Below are 21,202 nucleotides of genomic sequence, written 5' to 3' on the forward strand. Positions count from 1 at the left end.
AAGCTTCTCAGCGCCGATGGTAGTTAGGGGCTGTCCCCTTGTGAGAGTAGGACGCTGCCAGGCGAAGACAAAGCAATAGTCTTTATGCGTATGTGAGCATACAGAAAATCACATAAATACTATTATCGCGGGGTGGAGCACGTCCGAATTAGCTTCAGAGAAAACTCTTCAGCGCACCGATTGAGCTGCTGCTTGAGTAAACTTTCTGAAATCGGGGCGGTACTTCATTGAATAAGCTGCGAGATGAAATGCCAGATGTGAGCATACAGAAAATCACATAAATACTATTATCGCGGGGTGGAGCAGTCCGGTAGCTCGTCGGGCTCATAACCCGAAGGTCGCAGGTTCAAATCCTGCCCCCGCAATCTGGTCCGGTAGTTCAGTTGGTTAGAATGCCTGCCTGTCACGCAGGAGGTCGCGGGTTCGAGTCCCGTCCGGACCGCCATTTTAATATTCATTTTCTAAAAGCGAAACAAGGTTTCGTCTTTTTTTATGCTCAAAATTTATGAGAGTCCAGCAGGCTTTGCCCAATGAATTAAAATGATGTACACTACAAATAGATTATTCTCCTTAGGATTTATCCTAAGGATTTTTTTTCATATGCAGATTAAACCATTAAAGGTGATGAAATAATATGAGTCAGTTTGAGTTTATCTCAAATCAGCCAGAGGATACAATGAATTTTTCTAAACGGTTGGGCAGCATACTTCAGCCGGGAGATGTTCTTGCACTGGAAGGGGATTTAGGTGCAGGCAAAACAACATTCACAAAGGGACTGGCACAGGGGCTTGGCATAACGAGAAATGTAAATAGCCCCACTTTTACAATAATCAAAGAATATCAGGGAAGGCTCCCGCTCTACCATATGGATGTATATAGGATGGAAGATTCATTTGAAGATCTGGGATTTGATGAATATTTTGAAGGCAATGGGGTCACAGTTGTAGAATGGGCTCATCTAATTGATGATCAGCTTCCTGATGAGTTATTAACCATTTATTTATATTTGGGGGAAAACGGTTCAAGAAAGCTTGTTTTAGAGCCGAAAGGAAAAAGATATGAGGTATTATGTAAGGAGTTTTTGTCATGAAGGTTCTATCCATTGATACATCCAATTATCCTTTGGGAGTGGCTCTCCTGGATGAAGAAAAGGTTATAGGCGAGTACATTACAAATGTAAAGAAAAATCATTCAATCCGGGTAATGCCAGCCATTGATATGTTAATGAATGATTGTGATGTCAAACCTGCCGACTTGGATAAAATTGTAGTTGCCAAAGGGCCAGGTTCTTATACGGGTGTTCGGATCGGTGTCACGATCGCTAAAACGCTTGCATGGACATTAAATAAGCCGCTAGTGGGAATATCAAGTTTGGAGATTTTTGCTGCAAGTGCAGGAAGATATTTTAATGGTGTAATCGCTCCTTTATTTGATGCCAGAAGAGGGCAAATCTACACGGGGCTGTATCAATATAAAGAAGGCAGCCTGGTTTCTCTTTTAAAAGACCAGCTCCTTCTTTCAAAGGATTGGGCTGCAAAGCTTTCTGAACAAAACGAGAAGGTACTCTTCATAGGAAATGACCTGCCCATACATAGGGCTGTATTAGAAGAAACACTCAAAAATCAAGCTATATTTGCCGCACTCACTGAACATAATCCAAGGCCAGCTGAACTAGCATTATTAGGCAGAGACCGTGAGGGTGAAGAAATCCACTCTTTTGTTCCAAACTATATTCGTCTTGCAGAAGCAGAGGCAAATTGGCTTGAAGTGAAAAAAGAAAAAAAGCTATAGTGATAAGGAAGCGAAAGTATGAATAAATCCTTAATTTTCCGTTTTATGAATGAGCAGGATATAGATGAAGTTCTGAAAATCGAACATATATCGTTTGCTACTCCTTGGAGCAGGGAAGCCTTTTATAACGAATTAACACAAAATCAGTTTGCGGTGTATGTAGTAATAGAGGAAGGGGATCGAGTGATAGGCTACTGCGGAGTCTGGATTGTGGTGGATGAAGCTCATATCACTAACGTCGCACTTTTGCCCGATTACCGCGGCAAGAAGCTGGGAGAAGCTTTAATGCGGAAGGTAATGGAGGTAGCTGTTGAAATGGGAGCCAAAACCATGACTCTTGAAGTCAGGATATCGAATTTCATGGCACAGGGCTTATATCGAAAACTAGGCTTCCGAGATGGAGCTATTCGAAAAAACTATTATACTGATAATCAAGAGGATGCTTTAGTAATGTGGGTGAATTTATGATTAAACAAGACCAATGGATTATGGGAATCGAGACAAGCTGCGATGAAACAGCAGTTGCCATTATTAAAAATGGGCGGGAAATTGCAGCAAATATTGTGGCCTCGCAAATCGAGAGCCATAAGAGATTTGGGGGGGTAGTCCCGGAAATTGCATCCCGCCACCATGTCGAACAAATCACAATTGTATTGGAAGAAGCATTAAAACAGGCAGGAATCACCTATTCTGGCCTTTCTGCTATAGCTGTAACTGAAGGCCCCGGTCTTGTAGGAGCGCTGCTGATTGGTGTAAATGCCGCAAAAGCAATTGCCTTTGCTCATGGGATCCCTCTTGTAGGCGTACATCATATTGCAGGACATATTTATGCGAATCGATTGGTTGAGGAAATGCAATTTCCTTTGCTCTCGCTTGTGGTGTCAGGGGGCCATACTGAACTTGTATATATGAAGGAACATGGCCATTTTGAAGTAATTGGCGAAACAAGGGATGATGCTGCAGGGGAGGCGTATGATAAGGTAGCAAGGATATTGGACCTTCCTTATCCTGGGGGACCTCATATAGATAGGCTTGCTCATGAAGGAAAACCTTCGATCAAATTACCGAGAGCCTGGCTGGAAGAGGGATCATATGACTTTAGTTTCAGCGGGTTAAAATCAGCAGTTATAAACACAGTCCACAATGCTGAACAGCGGGGGAAAAAGATTGTACCTGAAGATCTCGCAGCAAGCTTTCAGCAAAGTGTAATAGATGTTCTTGTGACAAAAACAGAAAGAGCCGTAGAGGAATACAAGGTAAAGCAGCTTCTGCTGGCAGGAGGAGTTGCCGCTAATAAAGGGTTACGGTCCGCATTGGAGGATAAGTTTGCACAGAATCCTGAAATAAAATTAACTATTCCTCCACTGTCTCTCTGTACAGATAATGCTGCTATGATAGGAGCAGCAGGCAGTATTTTATTTGAAAAAGGTCATCAGTCAGGTTTGGATTTGAATGGAAATCCAGGCCTGGATATTACTATCCACAATTATAAGTAACATAGGAAAGAATCCCTGGATGTTCCGGGGAGTTTTTTTGTGGATAAGATTAATATATTCTGAATTTTATGTTGATAATGTGGATAAATCACCGTATTTTTGTGGATAATGTGGAAAACCATGTGGAGACCGGACATTACCAGCTATTGTTTGTGGTTATTTTTGTGGATAATAAAAAGGACTGGCAGTAACTATCCTGCCAGCCAAAAAGTTATGAGTTTTTAAATATTATTCATCTGCTAAATTCGTCCATTCTTCCATTAAGTCTTCAAGTTTTAATTTAACTTCGTCATTTTTTTTCGTTATTTCTAATACCTTTTCGTGGTCCTGATAAACTTCGGGATCACAGAGAAGCTGGTCAAATTCTTTAGTCTGCATTTCAAGTTTTTCTATAAGCTTTTCGATTTCTTCCATCCTTCTTTTTCTTTGCCTTTCGAGCTTTTTTGCTTCTTTATCTAGATGATAATTATGTTTCTCCTGCTTTGCAGGCAGTTCTGACTGTGCATGTTCATGCTGATTGAAGGCCTGCAGCTCTTCTTGCTCTTGTTTCTTTTCAATAAAGTAGTCATAATCGCCAAGGTATTCAGTTGCTCCATTGCTGGAAAGCTCAATCACCTTTGTGGCTATCCTGTTGATAAAATATCGGTCATGGGAAACGAACAGAATCGTCCCTGGATAATCGATCAATGCATTTTCCAAGATTTCTTTGCTATCCAGGTCTAAATGATTTGTAGGTTCATCCAGGATTAAGAAGTTTGCTTTTTGCAACATTAGCTTGGCCAGCGCCAGACGGGCTTTTTCACCGCCGCTAAGGGTAGAAACAGTCTTAAGAACATCATCTCCGGAAAAAAGAAAATTTCCAAGAATGGTACGAATCTCTTTTTCCGGCTTCAGCGGATATTCATCCCACAATTCATTTAGAACACGTTTTTTGCTGGTAAGCTCAGCCTGTTCCTGATCATAGTATCCGATTGATACATTGGAACCGTAAAGTATCTCTCCGGAAAGAGCAGGAATCTTTTTTACCATTGTTTTTAGCAAAGTAGATTTCCCAATTCCATTTGGACCAACAAGTGCAATGCTGTCTCCTCGAACAAGGCGGAAGGAAATATTGTCAGTAATCTTCTCCTCATATCCAGCAGCTAGCGAGTTTATATTTAAGACCTCATTGCCGGATTGTCTGTTAATCTCAAAGCCGAATGAAGCTGATTTTTCGTCACCAAGCGGCTTATCCATCACTTCCATCTTTGCAAGCTGCTTTCTGCGGCTTTGGGCCCGTTTAGTTGTAGAGGCACGGGCAAGGTTACGCTGGATAAAATCCTGAAGCTTAGCAATTTCCTCCTGCTGTTTCTCGAACTGTTTCATATCCCTTTCAAAGTTGGCAGCTTTTTGGTCTAAATAGGAGCTATAGTTTCCAAGATATTTTCGGATTTGGTGCCTTGAAATCTCATAAACCTGCGAGACAACCTTATCCAGGAAATAGCGGTCATGGGAAACAATTAGAATAGCTCCATCATAGCTCTGTAAGTATTGTTCCAGCCATGATAATGTTTCAATATCCAAATGGTTTGTGGGCTCGTCCAAGATGAGGATATCAGGCTTTGTGAGCAGCAATTTTCCGAGAGCGAGCCTTGTCCGCTGGCCGCCGCTAAGCGACGAAATCTTTGTATCATAACTGAAATGCCTAAAGTTTAGTCCATGAAGAATCGAGCGGATATCCGCTTCATACTGATAGCCGCCATTTTCTTTGAATTCTACCTGCAGTTTGTCGTACTCTTTTAAAATTCGCTCATAGGCTTCCGGATTATTCATTGCGTCAGGATCTGACATTTGATCTTCCAGCCTGTGAAGTTGTTTTTCCTTTTTTTGTAAATGTTCAAACACAGTTAGCATTTCATCCCAAATGGAGAGATCGGATTCAAGTCCTGTATTTTGTGCCAGATACCCAATCGTTACTTCTTTTGGTTTTATGATATCACCGGAGTCATAAGTCATTTGGCCGGCAATTATTTTTAAAAGGGTGGATTTTCCTGCTCCATTTCGTCCAACTAGGGCAATCCTGTCCCGGGTTTGTACTTCAAGCTTTATATTCGTTAAAATAGGATCAGCAGCAAAATTTTTCGATAGCTGGTTTACTTGTAAAAGAATCATTATTTTTCACCTCTATAGTATAGAGTAAGTGTAACTCATTCATATATCTTCGGCAATAAAGTGAGATTTACATCAGTAAAGCTTTAGATATTAATTAGCATCATAAAGGATTCCCTTTTTTAAGCGTCATAGAACCAGATATTCTGTCCTGTATGAGATAGGGAGAGAATTTTAGCGTACACAAAGAAAATATGTGAAGAAACGTACAAAGCTCGTACAAAGATGTGAAAAAATAGTGTATGATTTTGGAGAGAGGTGTGTTTTTATGGCGGATTTAACCCATTTTAATCAAGAAGGAAGAGCTAAAATGGTGGATGTAAGCGATAAGCCTGAAACAGCGCGTACAGCTGCTGCCCAGTCAAGCATAACTGTTAATAGAGAAATATATGAGAAAATTACGTCAAATTCCATAAAAAAAGGGGATGTGCTTGCAGTTGCACAAGTTGCCGGAATTATGGCCAGCAAGAAGACCTGGGACATTATTCCGATGTGCCATCCGCTGCCGCTGACTGGCGTAGATCTTTCTTTTTCATGGAATATAGGAGAAGAAGAATATGTTCTTCTCATTACTGCATCGGTAAAGACGAAAGGAAATACAGGTGTGGAAATGGAAGCGTTAACAGCTGCTTCTGTTTGTGCATTAACCGTATATGATATGTGTAAAGCAGTAGACAAAGGGATGATAATTGGTCCCACTTTCTTAGTTGAAAAAACAGGCGGAAAAAACGGAGATTTTAAAAGAGATTAATACAGCACAGGACGGAGATGAACGAATGGCCAATGAACCAATGAAAATACCGCAGGCAACTGCTAAAAGGCTGCCTCTATATTATCGTTTTTTAAAAAACCTCCACTCTTCAGGGAAACAGCGAGTTTCTTCAGCTGAATTGAGTGAATCGGTAAAGGTTGATTCCGCAACAATCCGCCGGGACTTTTCTTACTTTGGCGCCTTAGGCAAAAAGGGTTATGGGTACAATGTGAATTATCTGCTGACCTTTTTCCGAAAAACGCTTGATCAGGATGAGCTCACAAAAGTAGCCTTAGTTGGAGTAGGTAATTTAGGCACAGCTTTTCTAAATTATAATTTTCTTAAAAATAATAATACAAAGATAGAAGTTGCATTTGATGTAGATGAAAATAAGGTGGGTACAAAAATAGGGGATGTTCCTGTTTTTTATATGGAAGAATTGGAAAAGGTTATTGAAGAAAATGATATTCAAGTTGCTATTCTAACCGTGCCTGCTCCTCCTGCCCAGGGTATTACAGATCGGTTGATGAAAGCTAATATTAAAGGCATCTTGAATTTTACGCCTGCGAGGCTGTCGGTGCCATCCTCCATTCGGATCCACCATATTGACTTGGCTGTTGAATTGCAATCTCTTGTATATTTTATTAAAAATTACCCGGTTGAAAAGTAACATTCTTCATTCCAATAGAAAACAGTTGAAGAAAGTCTAAGATTCGCTATTATAGGTAGTGGGAGGTGTGCGGCAATGATGAATTTAGGACCTGGAAGCCTCATACTTATTATTTTGATTGCATTAGTCATTTTCGGCCCAAAGAAACTTCCGGAATTAGGAAGAGCAGCGGGGAATACGTTACGTGAATTTAAAAACGCAGCAAAAGGCTTAGCGGACGATGACGATAAAAAAGATGCTAAGTAAGATAGGATGAATAATTATGAGTCATAATGATATGACGGTTTATGAACATATTGGCGAACTAAGAAAAAGAATCGTCATTTCGGTCAGCGTTTTCGTTATTGCTGTCATAGGTAGCTTCTTTCTTGCGGAACCGCTGATTGTTTTTTTACAGAAAGCGGATGAAGCGAAGGAATTGACGATGAATGCTTTCCGATTAACAGATCCAATCAAAGTCTATATGCAGTTTGCTTTTCTGATTGCTTTTATTATTACATTACCAGTGATTTTATTTCAGCTATGGGCATTTATCAGCCCGGGATTATTAGAAAAAGAGCGGAAAGTAACACTTAGCTATATCCCTGTTTCCGTTCTTTTATTTGTTGGCGGTATTGCATTTGCCTATTTTATTCTGTTTCCACTTGTGGTCGAGTTCATGACTTCCATCGCCAACCGCCTGGATATTAACCAGGTAATTGGGATAAATGAATACTTTCAATTCCTTTTTCAGCTCACTATTCCATTTGGAGTGCTGTTCCAGCTGCCAGTTGTGGTGATGTTTTTAACAAGGCTGGGAATTGTTTCGCCTGCATATCTGGTGAAGATACGAAAGTATGCCTACTTTGTGTTAGTGGTCATTGCAGCTTTCATAACACCGCCTGACCTTTTATCCCATTTAATGGTGACTTTTCCGCTGCTGCTTTTATATGAAGTCAGCATTTTTATCTCTCGCATTTCTTATAAGAAAGTATTGGAAGCAGAGAAACTGCAAGAATTAGAAAATAAACAATCATAAAAAAATGAGCCTTGTTGCAGGCTCATTTTTTGTTTGCTTTTTTTAACCTTATGTGGAGACCAATCATTCGCAGGCCTGTGCCGATATCGAATGTAGCAATAATAATCAGGAAATAAGTGAAAAATCCCCAAGTTTCTTCACGCTGTATATTTTGAATGGCGATAAAGGTAAAAAGGCATCCAAGTAGGATGTAAACGATGCCCGATAACAATGGTGTACTTCTCATTAAAATCCTCCAATATAGTGAAACTTACCTTCAGTAAAGCGATTTTCTTCGCTGAGTGCTTGAACTATCAGGCCTTTACGACAGTTCTCAACATGTGCCGTATTTAAACCCATGTCATAATATCATGTTTGCCTACTATCGGTTAGGCTGCGATTAAGCTGATAAAGCTTTGAATATTTTCCATCTCTTTCATCCATTTTTCCAGGTTCTCCTGATTAAGCTGGATGAGTGCAACGAGCGTATTCATAGATACATGGGCAAAAATCGGGACGATAATCCGTTTTGTTTTTACATAGAGAAACGCGAAGGTAAAGCCCATGGCTGAATATAAAAGAATATGTTCTGGTTCAAAGTGTGCAAGAGCAAAAATGACAGAACTGATCAAGGCGGAAACGAAGAAATTGAATCGTTTATGAAGAGAACCGAAGATAACCTTCCGGAAGACGATTTCCTCAAGGATAGGCCCAACAACGGAACTAATCAGGATGACGATTGGTGATGCTTCGATGATACGGATAATTTGCTGTGTGTTTTCCGATCCCATTTCAATGCCAATCATGTTTTCGATGCTTGCAGCTGTAGCTTGAGCGATTAACGCCAAAAATATGCCGCCAATGGCCCAGCCCACTGAGCTTGCTGCAGAGGAAGCATCCCTCTCCAAGCCTCTCTTCATTTCTTTTCGCAGCAGCAGAAGCGTTATGATGAGCGTAATCGTAAAACTGAACACGAGCCAGTAGGCCACAGCTAAGATTTGCATATTCTCAGGATTCTGTCCAAATGCGCCTCCTATAAACAATACGAGCGGAACCCCAAACAAACTTGATAGCTGCATGGCAATATAGACTATTAAAATAATCCAGTATTCTTTCTTCAAAATGTTTACTCCTTAACGTGTATGGTTGAAAAGTATCTACTACAGCCATTTTACTCTTAATGAGGAGGAGGTTTCAAATCTCAGATGTATGAAAGTTATTTAGTGACTAAAGATACTGAGAATGAAGCATAGGTAAAAAATGTATTTGCCGAAAAATAGCCGGTTATTGCAGGTGCAATTTTTTAAAAAAAATTAAGCTTCACCCTTGCAAATAGAATGGAGATTCATTAATATAATAATTGTGTTAGCACTCAATTGGAGAGAGTGCTAATAAATAAAAATATTTACATATTATTTGAGGAGGTTGTTTCACTTGTTAAAGCCACTAGGTGATCGAATTATTATCGAGCTTGTTGAAACTGAAGAAAAAACTGCAAGCGGCATCGTACTGCCGGATACTGCTAAAGAAAAGCCTCAAGAAGGTAAAGTTGTAGCTGTTGGAACTGGCCGCGTTCTTGAAAATGGTGAGCGTGTTGATCTTGAGGTTGCTGACGGCGATCGCATTATTTTCTCAAAATATGCCGGTACTGAAGTAAAGTACGAAGGCAAAGAATACTTAATTTTACGCGAAAATGACATTCTTGCTATAATTGGCTAATCGCTGATCAGACGAAGATTACTAAAAGATAAAGTTAAAATTTTTGAGGAGGTTTTTATCAATGGCTAAAGAGATTAAATTTAGTGAAGAAGCTCGCCGCGCAATGCTTCGCGGTGTGGATTCCCTTGCAAATGCGGTAAAAGTTACTCTTGGACCAAAAGGACGCAACGTGGTTCTTGAGAAAAAATTCGGTTCTCCATTAATCACTAATGATGGTGTAACGATTGCAAAAGAAATCGAACTTGAAGATGCTTTTGAAAATATGGGTGCAAAGCTTGTTGCCGAAGTAGCAAGCAAAACAAATGATGTTGCCGGTGATGGTACTACAACTGCAACTGTTCTTGCACAGGCAATGATCCTTGAAGGACTTAAGAACGTAACTGCCGGGGCTAACCCAATGGGTATCCGCAAAGGGATCGAAAAGGCAGTGGTGACTGCTGTTGAAGAGTTAAAAGCTATTTCAAAGCCTATTGAAAACAAAGAATCGATCGCACAGGTTGCGGCGATTTCTGCAGCTGACAATGAAGTTGGCCAAATAATTGCTGAAGCTATGGAGCGAGTTGGAAACGACGGCGTTATTACAATTGAAGAATCTAAAGGCTTCACTACTGAACTTGATGTGGTAGAAGGTATGCAGTTCGACCGTGGATATGCTTCTCCATACATGGTTACAGATTCTGATAAGATGGAAGCGGTTCTTGAAAGCCCTTATATCTTAATCACTGACAAGAAGATTACAAATATCCAGGAAATCCTTCCTGTTCTTGAACAAGTTGTGCAGCAAGGCAAGCCATTATTGCTTGTAGCAGAAGACGTTGAAGGTGAAGCGCTTGCTACATTAGTAGTTAACAAGCTTCGCGGAACGTTCAATGCCGTTGCTGTTAAAGCTCCTGGCTTCGGTGACCGCCGCAAAGCTATGTTAGAAGATATTGCCATCCTAACTGGCGGTGAAGTAATCACTGAAGAGCTTGGACGTGACCTTAAGTCCACTACTATTGACGCTTTAGGACGCGCTTCTAAAGTGGTTGTTACAAAAGAAAACACAACGATCATTGAAGGTGCTGGAGACACTGCGCAAATCGGAGGACGTGTGAACCAAATCCGCACTCAAATGGAAGAAACTACTTCTGAATTTGACCGCGAGAAATTACAAGAGCGTCTAGCTAAGCTGGCTGGCGGTGTGGCAGTGGTTAAAGTTGGAGCTGCTACTGAAACTGAATTGAAAGAACGCAAGCTTCGCATTGAAGACGCTCTTAACTCTACACGTGCTGCTGTAGAAGAAGGTATCGTTTCCGGTGGTGGCGTTGCCCTTCTAAACGTATACAACAAAGTTGCTGCTATTCAAGCTGAAGGCGATGAAGCTACAGGAATCAACATCGTATTACGTGCGATGGAAGAGCCTGTACGTACAATTGCACACAATGCAGGTCTTGAAGGTTCTGTTATTGTTGACCGCTTAAAGCGCGAAGGAGTTGGAACAGGCTTTAACGCTGCTACTGGCGAGTGGGTAAACATGATCGAAGCTGGTATCGTTGACCCAACGAAAGTAACTCGTTCAGCTCTTCAAAATGCTGGATCTGTTGCGGCTATGTTCCTAACAACTGAAGCAGTTGTGGCTGACAAGCCAGAAGAAAATGCTGGCCCTGCAATGCCTGACATGGGCGGCATGGGTGGAATGGGCGGCATGATGTAATAAGCCCCTCGAAACCTTGAAGTACAAGGATTTTTGAGTGATTTGCTAACAAAATGCTAACATAATGTAAATTAAAAGAGGCTTCTCAGTAGTTGTTTAAACTTTTGAGAAGTCTCTTTTCATTATGTTTGTTACCAATGGGGATAATTAATAAATAACGATTTCTTTCTTAAGAAGCGGCAAACAACCTGGTAAAATTAAGAAGCTCAAACCATAAAATGATAGAGCCACATTTGAATAAAATATTTGCATCACTATATTTGCATAATCTGTTAAGAAGTGCAAAATCATATTGACATTCAAACTCTCATACTCTACTATTGATAATAGTTTTCATTATCAACTAGGAGGAACGAGTCTTATGACAAACCTAATACTTAAAAAACGAATGTTACATATGTGTGTATTGGTTCTTATTTTATCTATGGCTGTACTTGGTTGTTCAAGTGAATCAGTAGACAATTCAAGTGAGAATGCTACCAGTGAAAGTAGCAATACAATTACTTTTGCTTGGCCGAGAGATGTAGGTGAAATGAATCCGCATTTATACAACCCAAATCAGCTATTTGCTCAATCTATGATATATGAACCATTAGTTAGTTACCAAGCAGGTGGAGAACTTAAAGGACATTTAGCTGAAACTTGGGAAATATCTGAAGATGGAAAGGAATATGTATTTAATTTACGTCAAGGTGTGAAATTTTCTGATGGTACAGATTTTAATGCTGAAGTAGTTAAAAAAAATTTTGATGCGATATTAGGTAATTTAGATTTTCATAGTTGGTTAGGATTTATTCCAAAAATCGCTCAAACAGAGGTTATGGATGAGTATACTTTCAAACTTACTCTAACAGAGCCTTATTACCCGACTATTCAAGAATTAGCTGTTGTTCGTCCTGTACGATTCCTAGGTGAAGCAGGATTTCCTGAAAACGGAGATACCTCAAAAGGTATAGCTAAACCTGTAGGTACTGGTCCTTGGGTGTTAGAAGAATATAAAGTTGATGAGTTTGCTATATTCAAACGTAATGAAAACTATTGGGGAGAAATCCCAAGTGTTGAGAAAATCCATGTTAAAGTCATTCCTGACGCTGAAACACGTGTACTAGCATTTGAAAAAGGGGATGTAGATCTTGTATATGGTGAGGGAGTCATCAGTATAGATTCTTTTAACCAATTAGCATCCACTAATAATTATGAAACTAGCATTTCAGAACCAGTCGCAACGAGACAGCTATTAATGAACACGAATAAGGAACAACTTTCAGATGAGCGCGTTCGTCAAGCATTACATTACGGGTTCAATAAAGAAGCATTAGTTAAAGGCGTAACATCTGGTTTAGAAGAGAAGGCAGATTTTATCTTACCTACAAGCTTTCCGTATACTTCGGAAATTGCTGCAAACACAGTTGATTATGATGTCGAAAAAGCGAAACAATTATTGGATGAAGCAGGATGGGTGTTGCCAGAAGGTAAAACGACTCGTGAAAAAGATGGGCAGCCACTTGAGGTTGAGTTAATGTTTAACTCGGCAGAATCCGTCCAAAAGATGATGGCTGAAACATTACAGTCTGAGTGGGCAGGATTAGGTGTTAAATTGAATATTGTCGGAGTCGAGCTTCCAACTCAAGTTGAGAGATTTAAAGCAAATGATTTCGATATGAATTTCTATAGTAATTTTGGTGCGCCGTACGACCCACATTCTTTTGTCAATGGTGTTATTACAGAAGGATTTGGATTTATTGAAACCATTTCGGCTTATCCGAATAAAGAAGAGTTATTTAATCAGATTGCTCAAGTTCTTCAAACAACGGATGAAAATGAGCGCCAACAACTTTATACAGCTATTTTAAGTTCATTGCAAGAGCAAGGTGCTATCGTTCCGATTTCATATCTAAGGCAAATAGCAGTCTATCAAAAGGATATTTCTGAATTCACATTCCCTGCTAACAGAGATGAACACCCATTTACAGGAATTAGTGTAAACGAGTAATTGACAGGAGAGGTATTCATGGGTAGTTATGTCTTTAAAAGAATAATCACCATCATTCCAATTTTTCTTTTGGCTACTTTGCTAATATTTGGTATGATTCACTCATCACCAGTGGATCCAGCTGAAGCATACTTTACTGCAGCACATATCCAAGCAACAGATGAGATGTTGGAACAAAAAAGACATGAGTTGGGCTTAGATCAACCTCTCTTAATCCAATATGTAAATGCCCTTATTAAGATATGCCAATTGGACTTTGGCATATCTTATGTTACGAATAAACCTGTATGGGAAGAGATAACCGCAAGAATGCCAGCAACTATTCAGTTAACTATAGGCAGTCTATTGATTGCAATTCTAGTAAGTGTCCCTATTGGGTTTTTAGCTGGTATAAGGAAGAACAGTGTAATCGACAATTTTAGTCGATTCCTCTCATTTATAGGGGCATCCATCCCTTCCTTTTGGCTTGGCTATCTATTTATTTTTTTCTTTTCTGTTAAACTAGACCTTTTTCCAGTAGAAGGTACGGGAACTTGGAAGCATTTAATCTTACCTTCAGTTACTTTGGCTTTTCCTTTAATCGCTTTATATACTCGCCTGTTACGTGCAAGTGTTCTTGAAAATTTACAAGAGCCTTATGTTCTTTTTGCGAGGACGAGAGGAATCCATGAAAGGATCATAATGGGAAAGCATGTATTAAGAATTGCTATTTCTCCTATGATTACTGGGCTTGGAATGAATTTAGGAAACTTAATGACTGGAGCTATTATTGTCGAGGCAGTCTTTTCGTGGCCAGGATTTGGACGGTATTTTATTGAGGCTATTTTTAATCGTGATGTTCCTGTTATTCAAGGCTATGTGCTATTAGCAGCAGGAATATTCCTTATAAGCAATTTAATTGTTGATCTTATCCAAATGTATATTGACCCACGTATTTCCAGAAAAGGAAGGCAGCTTCAATGACAGCAAGGATTCGTAGTATATTAAAAAGTCAAAAAGTGATTGTCATATGTTCCTCTATCCTGTGTGTATTATTTTTAATGGCATTATTTGCTCCGTGGTTGGCACCTAACGACCCAGTCGTTGTAAATTTAGCTCATAAACTACAGAAGCCTTCTTTAATTTACCCGTTTGGAACAGATCATTTAGGCCGATGTACACTTTCACGTATCCTATATGGGGCACGAATTTCGCTAGGATTTGCTATGCTGATTTTTGTTTCAGCTTTAAGTATTGGTTTGATCATTGGAATCATTGCTGGGTATATAGGTGGTTGGGTTGATCAATTGTTAATGAGACTCGGTGATGGTCTTATGGCGATCCCAAGTCTTTTGTTTGTTCTTGGTTTTGTTGGTATTTGGGGAGCGGGGCTTAAACAAGTTGTTTTAGGATTAATTGTCGTGCAGTGGGTTTATTACGCAAGGGTCATACGAGGAATGGTTCTAAGCTTAAAAGAACAGAACTATATTACTGCAGCTAAAATCAGTGGTTCGTCTACTTGGACTATTATGAAGAAACATATTATTCCTAATGTTCTTCCTTCATTAGCGGTAATGGGTACATTAGAAATGGGTTGGGCAATTATGAATTTATCATCCATGTCCTTCTTAGGCCTTGGTGTGCAACCCCCTACACCTGAGTGGGGAGCGATGATTCATGAAGGGAAGTCATATATCAGAACGAATCCAGCATTAATGATTTATCCGGGTTTAATGATTATGTTAGTTGTTGTTTCCTTTAATTTATTAGGAGAAGCGCTATCAGAACGGTTTGAGGTTAAACGCCGCTAATAAAAAGGATGATAAATAATGGAGACGAAAGATCAAAATATTCTAAGTGTCAGAGGCTTACATGTACAAGTAAGAACCCAAGAAGGTTTTTCCACACTAGTTCAGAATATTAATTTTGAAATGAATAAAGGTAAAATTCTAGGTCTTGTGGGGGAAAGCGGTAGTGGTAAAACCGTTACAAGTATGTCGATTGTACAGCTGCATGATAAAAAGAATATGGATATCAGAGGAAGCATTACACTGCATGGTAAGGAATTGAATGGTTTAGAGAACAGAGAAATACGGAAAATTCGAGGGAAGGATATTGCTTTCATTATGCAAAATCCGATGAATGCATTTACTCCCGTTTTTACGATTGGCCATCAGTTTATTGAAACAATCAAATCTCATACCTTTTTAAATAAAAAGCAAGCAAAAGAGCTTGCGATTGAAGTGATGGAAAGTGTAGATTTGCCGAATCCCGATAAATTGTTAAAAAACTATCCTTTTCAATTAAGTGGGGGTATGCTTCAACGAGTGATGATTTCCATGGCTGCATGCTTACAACCCTCCGTTATTATTGCAGATGAACCCTCTACAGCACTTGATCTTCATAGCCAATTATTAGTCCTTCGTCTATTAGATAAGGTTCGTTCTGAGTATGGTACATCTATTTTACTTATTTCTCATGATCTTGGGGTAATTTCAGAGCTAGCTGATGATGTAATCGTGATGCAAAATGGGAGAATAGTAGAGTCTGCAAATGTGTTAGATTTATTTGATGCTCCGCAACATGAGTACACGAAGAAGCTATTAAGGACAAGACCGACCTTATATTCTCAGAAACAACCCTACACCTATATGTTGTAACTAGCAAATCAAATGATCCCAAGGGGGGAAACCATTGAGCTTATTACAGGCAAAACAAGTAAGCTTTAGCTATAATTCTAAAAAGCTTTTTAAAGGGAATGATCAAACAAATAAGATTCTCAATGAGATTTCCTTTACTATAGAAGAAGGATCGTGTTTGGGATTAATTGGTACAAGTGGAGCAGGTAAAAGTACCTTAGGGAAAGTAGTTTTAGGAATTCAACGCCCACAGCAAGGTCAGGTTTTGTTTCAAGGACATGACATATTCCATGCGAATAAAGCTACCAAACAACAAATACGTCGTAATCTCCAAGTTGTTTTTCAGGACTCATTTTCAGCAGTTAACCCCCGAATGACAGCTGAACGTATTATAAGCGAACCATTAGAGAATTATGAAAAGCTAACTGTAGGAGAGCAAAGAAAAAAGGTTATTGAACTATTAGAAAGAGTAGGCTTAAATAAAAAAGATTTAAACAAATACCCGCATCAATTTAGTGGTGGACAATTACAAAGGATAAATATTGCTAGAGCAATTGCTCTAAAACCGAAGTTAATTGTCCTTGATGAATCAGTTAGTAGTTTAGACATGGTTACACAAAGCTTAATTTTAGAATTATTAAGCGAACTAAAGGATGACTATGGTTTATCCTATCTATTTATTACACACGATATCAAAGCAGCCTTTTCAATTTCTGATCAAATCGGAGTACTTGAAAAAGGGGAATTGATTGAGCTTTACGATTCAAAAGACCAATTTTTTTCCTCGAAACACCCTGTCGTTAAACGATTAAGAGACTCCATCCTGGCGGAACACCCACGCTTTCGTACCTTACAAAGGCAAACCTTGGTTAAAAAACAAATTTCACTAGGTGAAGAACATCTTAAAGATGAAAGAAAAAGGTAAGATATATTAGTAGGGACAGGGAAACCTGTCTTTTTCTACATAATGAAAGGGATTAGACAATGTAGCTTCAATGATTAAAGTAGGAGGAATTTATGAAATTGGCAACAGATTCAATGGTCTTAAATAACGCTCCATCCTATAGCCATAAGGAATATTTAGTGTTGGCTATTCCACTCATTATTTCAGGAATTTCGACACCTATTTTAGGAGCTGTAGATACAGCAGTGATAGGAAGAATTCCTGACCCGGCATCAATTGGTGGAGTGGCTGTTGGGGCTGTTATCTTTAATACGATGTACTGGCTACTTGGATTCCTCCGCGTGAGTACAAGTGGATTTACTGCTCAGGCACAAGGAGCAAATAATCAAACTGAAATGACTCTATCCTTTCTAAGGCCAATGATTTTGGCTATTTTGTTTGGCTTGTTTTTTATTATTTTACAGAAACCCGTTTTAACCATTGCCTTATCAATAATTGGAGGAAGTGAAGCGGTATCATCCTTTGCTGCCACCTATTTTTCTATTCGAATTTGGGGATCCCCTTTTATTCTACTAAGCTATGTTATTATTGGTTGGCTTATTGGAATGGGAAAGGTTCGCTTAGCCTTAGCTACTCAAATATGGATGAATGCTTTAAATATTATATTAGACCTTGTGTTTGTTTTAGGATTAGGCTTGGGAGTTAAGGGCGTTGCTTATGCAACTCTTATAGCTGAGGTTAGTGCTGTTGTGTTAGGGGCATGGCTCCTGTTTTTGACGAACAAGGAGAGACTAGCAGGTATAAAGTTATCGATGTTGCTAGAGACAAAACCGGTTCGAAAGATGATGAAAATGAACCGGGATTTATTCCTTAGGACTGTATGTTTGCTTACAATGACCGTAACTTTTACTTCTATAGGAGCAAATATGGGCGAAGTGACGTTAGCGGCCAATGCAATTCTTTTACAAATTCACTATATTATAGCTTATTTATTTGGTGGTTTCGCGAATGCTTCTAGTATCTTGGTCGGTAGATCTATAGGTGGAGCAAATCAATTTCTTTATAAGCGTGCGTTTACACTTTCCGCTCAGTGGGGATTGGGGTCGGCCATTCTTTTGAGTTTAAGCATACTAATTTTCGGAGACAATATAGTCGCCTCATTTACGACAATTACCGAAGTAAAAACTATGTCAGAGAACTTCCTAGTATGGATGCTTGTGTTTCCAATTTTCGGTTTCTGGGGTTTGCAACTAGAAGGAATTTTTTCTGGTGCTACTGAAGCAAAATCTATCCGGGACTCCATTGCTTTATCATTGATGGTCTTTTTCATTGTGCTTTGGTTGTTTGTACCTCAATATCAAAATCATGGATTATGGTTAGCGTTTGTCGTATTTAGTTTATCCCGATCTTTCTTTTTATCGTTATTTGTTCCAAAATTAACTCGTGAAAAATTTATAAACAAAAACTAGACTCTAGAACTCGATTGCCTTAGTAAATAAAAACGAACATGATTTTTTTACTCACATCCCCTAATGAAAATGGGGGTTAATTTTTTGCAATCTGACCATAACTGATATTACAACAAACAGGCAAGTACGTGGTTTTTAATGGTGGGTAAACCCTGTCATAAAAACTGTAAGGAATAGATTGTTGCACACCGCCTTGTTGACCAAGCTTTGCTTGGATCACGTATAGAAAAATGCCGAAGTACAATCTTTTCCACTGTTTGTTAATTCAATTAGGGATGGTGTTATATGGACGTACTATTAAAAAATTGTGCTGGTTTAGATGTTCATCAGAAAGAGATTGTTGCTTGTGTCATTCGAGAAGAAGTAGATGGAAGTTCCGTTACTGAGACCCGATCCTTTCCGACAATGACAAAAGATTTGTATGAATTACTTAAATGGCTTGAACAATGTAACGTAACTCACGTTGCACTGGAGAGTACAGGTATCTATTGGAAGCCTATTTTTAATATCATTGAAGACTACTTTGATATTACTTTAGCCAATGCACAACGAATTAAGAATGTACCTGGGCGAAAAACGGACGTTGCTGATGCAGAATGGATTGCGAAGTTGCTTCAACATGGATTAATTGAAAAAAGCTTTGTACCCCCAACAGACATTCTAGAACTCCGGGATTTAACAAGATTACGTAAGAAATGGATTGGAAATATAACTGCTGAGAAAAACCGGATCCAAAAGACGTTATAGTGCTCAAATATTAAATTAGGCTCTGTTATTTCTGATGTTTTTGGAGTCTCAGGACGAAAACTTCTTTCTAAACTCGTTGATCAAGGTTATGTAGATCCAAAAGATGTGCAAGAAACTATTCATCTAAAAATGATGCCGAAAGCCCAACAGATTTCAGATTCTCTATTTGGAACACTTAATACGCACCAAATGTTTTTAATCCGCCAATCTTGGAATCACATCATTTTCCTAGAGGAACAATTAGAACAGCTTGAAAAACAAATCCGAGAGTTATTGATTCCTTATAAGGAGCATGTCGATTTATTGTTAACCATTCCTGGGGTAAAAGAAAACACTGTCGCGAGTATTATTGCCTAAATTGGCATTGAAATGAGTCAATTTCCTACAGCACAACACCTAGCATCATGGGCAGGGTTAGCACCTGGAAATCACGAAAGTGCCGGTAAAAAAAAAGCACCCGAACAACCAAAGGGAATCCACACATAAAATCAACATTATGTGAAGTGGCATGGGCAATCTCAAGGACAAAAAACACATGGTTGGCAAGTAAGTATTGGTCACTGGCAGCTCGACGAGGAAAGAAGAAAGCACTAACGCTATTGCGCATAAAACGTTGAAAATCATCTATCATATATTGAATGGAAAACAGCCATTCATTGAATATTCAAAATTACTATCCTAGCCACTTTCTAAATTGGATATACTTCGAGCTATTGAAAAATTAGAAAATTCAATAGTTATCTTTTGTATTGCCTCATTTAAGGAAATATCTCCAAAATCCAAATTCTACGCACTATAGTTACGTCAGGATCTTAATTCTAATTCCCGCCCTTTTCACAGAAAAAACACTTATAAAATGCTAATATTTTGCTAACGCAATCCAGTAAAAAAAGAAAAATCTACGTTAAAGATGTGACAGATAAAATTTAGCAAAACCTTAATATACCGCACTCTTGCACACTAAGTTAAAGATATTACACACTCTCACCTTAGGGCGGCATGATGTAATAACGCCCTCAAACCGTGAAATGCCAGTATAATGTAATATAATTGAGGCTTCTCAATAGTTAATTCAACTATTGAGAAGCCTCTTTGTTTACTCTTTTTAAAAGTGGATATAAACCTTCTTTTAGGTAAAAAGATAATGGAAACTTTTAAAACTCTGTCAGATCCCTAATCTTATATTAGTATTGGTATAATGCAGAAGTGGATTATAATACAAATAGGTTATGACAAATAAAAGATTTACAATATATAGAATAGGGGGAAAAAGTGTGGTTCAAATAATTACTGATAGTTCTGCTGACTTACCAAAAGACTTATTAGAAAAATATAATATTCATGTTGTACCTTTATCAGTCCAAATAGGAGGAACAGAATATCTAGAGGGAATAAGCTTAGCACCTCATGAATTCTACCAAAAGATGTTTGCAAGTAATGAACTTCCAAAAACTTCTCAGCCTTCACCTGCTGATTTTGCTGAATTATTTACTGAATTGGCCAAAAATGATGAAGATGAAATGCTTTGCTTTACTATTTCCTCGGGGCTTAGTGGTACTTATCAATCAGCCTGTCTTGGAAAAGAGCTATCGAATACTAATGTAACAATATTTGATACGTTAGGCGGTTCTTTAGGACATGGTCTGCAAATATTAAAAGCTGTGGAACTGGAAGAAAAGGGCTGGACCTTTGAAGATATTATTCAGGAGCTTGAAAAGATCAGAGATAAAATGAATATTTTAATACTATTAGATACGATAGAAAATGTTGTGAAAGGTGGAAGATTAAGCAGATTTCAAGGTTCTATCGCTAAAGTCCTAAATATAAAAGTTATATTAGAAGGAATTGAAGGGAAAATAGAGGTCCTTGAAAAAATACGCGGAAACAAAAGGTTTTTTAAAAGAGCTATAGATATTATTGGAGAACGGAAAGCCGACTTTTCTGAAACAGTTATAGGGATTACCCATACTGGTAATTTCCAAGATGTTGAATATTTGAAGACTGAAATAGAGAAACGATATAAACCTAGAGAAATAATAGTAAATTATATGGGCGCTACAATGGGTACCTACGCAGGAAAAGGAGGTACTATAGTCTGCTTTTACTAATAATCAATTAACAGTGCGGAAAATGTTGTGTAAATAAGTATGAAAGCAATCCTCCTTGGCGAGAATTAGGATAAATAATTTTTGCTAAGGAGGATTTT

General features: G+C 38.6%; 20 protein-coding genes, 2 tRNA genes and 1 pseudogene. 20 read left to right on the forward strand and 3 right to left on the reverse strand.

The features are described 5' to 3' along the window. Positions 1–291: 291 nt before the first annotated feature. From NCCP133_RS20840 to tsaD, 6 genes are all read left to right on the forward strand, one after another. Positions 292–365, forward strand: a tRNA-Met gene (locus tag NCCP133_RS20840). Between the two features lie 3 nt (positions 366–368). Then, a tRNA-Asp gene (locus NCCP133_RS20845) sits at positions 369–445 on the forward strand. A gap of 189 nt (positions 446–634) precedes the next feature. Then, positions 635–1,090 carry a tRNA (adenosine(37)-N6)-threonylcarbamoyltransferase complex ATPase subunit type 1 TsaE gene (tsaE, locus tag NCCP133_RS20850; protein ID WP_264807161.1) on the forward strand — a complete coding sequence of 152 codons (456 nt, stop codon included), beginning with the start codon at positions 635–637 and terminating at the stop codon, positions 1,088–1,090. Beyond that, positions 1,087–1,791, forward strand: a complete 705-nt coding sequence (gene tsaB / locus NCCP133_RS20855) for a tRNA (adenosine(37)-N6)-threonylcarbamoyltransferase complex dimerization subunit type 1 TsaB (RefSeq protein WP_264807162.1) — start codon at positions 1,087–1,089, stop codon at positions 1,789–1,791. Before tsaE ends, tsaB begins: the two co-directional genes overlap by 4 nt. 18 nt (positions 1,792–1,809) lie before the next feature. Further along, on the forward strand, positions 1,810–2,259 hold the full coding sequence (gene rimI / locus NCCP133_RS20860; protein WP_264807163.1) for a ribosomal protein S18-alanine N-acetyltransferase: 450 nt from the start codon (positions 1,810–1,812) through the stop codon (positions 2,257–2,259). Further along, positions 2,259–3,287, forward strand: a complete 1,029-nt coding sequence (gene tsaD / locus NCCP133_RS20865) for a tRNA (adenosine(37)-N6)-threonylcarbamoyltransferase complex transferase subunit TsaD (protein ID WP_331491101.1) — start codon at positions 2,259–2,261, stop codon at positions 3,285–3,287. Before rimI ends, tsaD begins: the two co-directional genes overlap by 1 nt. A 228-nt stretch (positions 3,288–3,515) precedes the next feature. Here tsaD and NCCP133_RS20870 read toward each other — a convergent pair whose 3' ends face one another. Next, entirely contained in the window at positions 3,516–5,438 is a 1,923-nt protein-coding gene (locus NCCP133_RS20870) for an ABC-F family ATP-binding cassette domain-containing protein (protein WP_264807164.1), read from the reverse strand. Positions 5,439–5,703: 265 nt separating this feature from the next. Here NCCP133_RS20870 and moaC point away from each other — a divergent pair, with 265 nt between their 5' ends. The 4 genes from moaC (at position 5,704) to tatC (ending at position 7,874) form a co-directional block, all read left to right on the forward strand. Continuing rightward, complete coding sequence (moaC, locus tag NCCP133_RS20875; protein ID WP_264807165.1) at positions 5,704–6,186, forward strand: cyclic pyranopterin monophosphate synthase MoaC; 483 nt, start codon at positions 5,704–5,706, stop codon at positions 6,184–6,186. Between the two features lie 25 nt (positions 6,187–6,211). Beyond that, positions 6,212–6,856 carry a redox-sensing transcriptional repressor Rex gene (locus tag NCCP133_RS20880; protein ID WP_264807166.1) on the forward strand — a complete coding sequence of 215 codons (645 nt, stop codon included), beginning with the start codon at positions 6,212–6,214 and terminating at the stop codon, positions 6,854–6,856. A gap of 75 nt (positions 6,857–6,931) precedes the next feature. Next, positions 6,932–7,102: a twin-arginine translocase TatA/TatE family subunit gene (gene tatA / locus NCCP133_RS20885; RefSeq protein WP_026582802.1), complete on the forward strand. Its 171-nt coding sequence runs from the start codon at positions 6,932–6,934 to the stop codon at positions 7,100–7,102. A 16-nt stretch (positions 7,103–7,118) separates the two neighbouring features. After that, positions 7,119–7,874, forward strand: a complete 756-nt coding sequence (tatC, locus tag NCCP133_RS20890; RefSeq protein ID WP_264807167.1) for a twin-arginine translocase subunit TatC — start codon at positions 7,119–7,121, stop codon at positions 7,872–7,874. A gap of 22 nt (positions 7,875–7,896) precedes the next feature. On the opposite strand, the gene NCCP133_RS20895 is transcribed toward tatC, so the two are convergent. Then, positions 7,897–8,100: a YdiK family protein gene (locus NCCP133_RS20895; RefSeq protein WP_264807168.1), complete on the reverse strand. Its 204-nt coding sequence runs from the start codon at positions 8,098–8,100 to the stop codon at positions 7,897–7,899. Between the two features lie 142 nt (positions 8,101–8,242). Beyond that, positions 8,243–8,974: a CPBP family intramembrane glutamic endopeptidase gene (locus tag NCCP133_RS20900; RefSeq protein ID WP_264807169.1), complete on the reverse strand. Its 732-nt coding sequence runs from the start codon at positions 8,972–8,974 to the stop codon at positions 8,243–8,245. A gap of 313 nt (positions 8,975–9,287) precedes the next feature. On the opposite strand from NCCP133_RS20900, the gene groES reads away from it, so the two are divergent. The 10 genes and pseudogenes from groES to NCCP133_RS20950 all read left to right on the forward strand — a co-directional run bounded on the left by groES (position 9,288) and on the right by NCCP133_RS20950 (position 21,104). Further along, complete coding sequence (groES, locus tag NCCP133_RS20905) at positions 9,288–9,572, forward strand: co-chaperone GroES (RefSeq protein WP_264807170.1); 285 nt, start codon at positions 9,288–9,290, stop codon at positions 9,570–9,572. A gap of 61 nt (positions 9,573–9,633) precedes the next feature. After that, a complete protein-coding gene (gene groL, locus NCCP133_RS20910; protein WP_264807171.1) occupies positions 9,634–11,265 on the forward strand; it encodes a chaperonin GroEL in 1,632 nt (543 codons plus the stop codon). Between the two features lie 361 nt (positions 11,266–11,626). Next, a complete protein-coding gene (nikA, locus tag NCCP133_RS20915; RefSeq protein WP_264807172.1) occupies positions 11,627–13,258 on the forward strand; it encodes a nickel ABC transporter substrate-binding protein in 1,632 nt (543 codons plus the stop codon). A gap of 18 nt (positions 13,259–13,276) precedes the next feature. Then, entirely contained in the window at positions 13,277–14,221 is a 945-nt protein-coding gene (gene nikB, locus NCCP133_RS20920) for a nickel ABC transporter permease subunit NikB (protein WP_264807179.1), read from the forward strand. Continuing rightward, positions 14,218–15,048 carry a nickel ABC transporter permease subunit NikC gene (gene nikC, locus NCCP133_RS20925; RefSeq protein ID WP_264807173.1) on the forward strand — a complete coding sequence of 277 codons (831 nt, stop codon included), beginning with the start codon at positions 14,218–14,220 and terminating at the stop codon, positions 15,046–15,048. Before nikB ends, nikC begins: the two co-directional genes overlap by 4 nt. 18 nt (positions 15,049–15,066) lie before the next feature. After that, the gene (locus NCCP133_RS20930) at positions 15,067–15,897 is read left to right on the forward strand and encodes an ABC transporter ATP-binding protein (protein ID WP_264807174.1); all 831 of its coding nucleotides are present in this window, start codon (positions 15,067–15,069) and stop codon (positions 15,895–15,897) included. A gap of 34 nt (positions 15,898–15,931) precedes the next feature. Then, complete coding sequence (gene nikE / locus NCCP133_RS20935; protein ID WP_264807175.1) at positions 15,932–16,801, forward strand: nickel import ATP-binding protein NikE; 870 nt, start codon at positions 15,932–15,934, stop codon at positions 16,799–16,801. 92 nt (positions 16,802–16,893) lie between these two features. Continuing rightward, on the forward strand, positions 16,894–18,249 hold the full coding sequence (locus tag NCCP133_RS20940; RefSeq protein ID WP_264807176.1) for an MATE family efflux transporter: 1,356 nt from the start codon (positions 16,894–16,896) through the stop codon (positions 18,247–18,249). A 285-nt stretch (positions 18,250–18,534) separates the two neighbouring features. Beyond that, positions 18,535–19,678, forward strand: a pseudogene (locus NCCP133_RS20945) (IS110 family transposase). Positions 19,679–20,270: 592 nt separating this feature from the next. Beyond that, positions 20,271–21,104, forward strand: coding sequence for a DegV family protein (locus NCCP133_RS20950; RefSeq protein ID WP_264807177.1), 834 nt, complete (start codon positions 20,271–20,273; stop codon positions 21,102–21,104). The last annotated feature ends 98 nt before the right edge of the window (positions 21,105–21,202 follow it).

Source organism: Cytobacillus sp. NCCP-133, from assembly GCF_026011715.1.
Taxonomy (GTDB): Bacteria; Bacillota; Bacilli; order Bacillales; family Cytobacillaceae; genus Cytobacillus.

Excerpts from the sequence above, each read along its gene's own strand:
- tsaE (WP_264807161.1), top strand. The coding sequence starts at position 635 with ATGAGTCAGTTTGAGTTTATCTCAAATCAGCCAGAGGATACAATGAAT.
- tsaB (WP_264807162.1), top strand. The coding sequence starts at position 1,087 with ATGAAGGTTCTATCCATTGATACATCCAATTATCCTTTGGGAGTGGCT.
- rimI (WP_264807163.1), top strand. The coding sequence starts at position 1,810 with ATGAATAAATCCTTAATTTTCCGTTTTATGAATGAGCAGGATATAGAT.
- NCCP133_RS20870 (WP_264807164.1), bottom strand. The coding sequence starts at position 5,438 with ATGATTCTTTTACAAGTAAACCAGCTATCGAAAAATTTTGCTGCTGAT.
- moaC (WP_264807165.1), top strand. The coding sequence starts at position 5,704 with ATGGCGGATTTAACCCATTTTAATCAAGAAGGAAGAGCTAAAATGGTG.
- NCCP133_RS20880 (WP_264807166.1), top strand. The coding sequence starts at position 6,212 with ATGGCCAATGAACCAATGAAAATACCGCAGGCAACTGCTAAAAGGCTG.
- tatA (WP_026582802.1), top strand. The coding sequence starts at position 6,932 with ATGATGAATTTAGGACCTGGAAGCCTCATACTTATTATTTTGATTGCA.
- tatC (WP_264807167.1), top strand. The coding sequence starts at position 7,119 with ATGAGTCATAATGATATGACGGTTTATGAACATATTGGCGAACTAAGA.
- NCCP133_RS20895 (WP_264807168.1), bottom strand. The coding sequence starts at position 8,100 with ATGAGAAGTACACCATTGTTATCGGGCATCGTTTACATCCTACTTGGA.
- groL (WP_264807171.1), top strand. The coding sequence starts at position 9,634 with ATGGCTAAAGAGATTAAATTTAGTGAAGAAGCTCGCCGCGCAATGCTT.
- nikA (WP_264807172.1), top strand. The coding sequence starts at position 11,627 with ATGACAAACCTAATACTTAAAAAACGAATGTTACATATGTGTGTATTG.
- nikB (WP_264807179.1), top strand. The coding sequence starts at position 13,277 with ATGGGTAGTTATGTCTTTAAAAGAATAATCACCATCATTCCAATTTTT.
- nikC (WP_264807173.1), top strand. The coding sequence starts at position 14,218 with ATGACAGCAAGGATTCGTAGTATATTAAAAAGTCAAAAAGTGATTGTC.
- NCCP133_RS20930 (WP_264807174.1), top strand. The coding sequence starts at position 15,067 with ATGGAGACGAAAGATCAAAATATTCTAAGTGTCAGAGGCTTACATGTA.
- NCCP133_RS20940 (WP_264807176.1), top strand. The coding sequence starts at position 16,894 with ATGAAATTGGCAACAGATTCAATGGTCTTAAATAACGCTCCATCCTAT.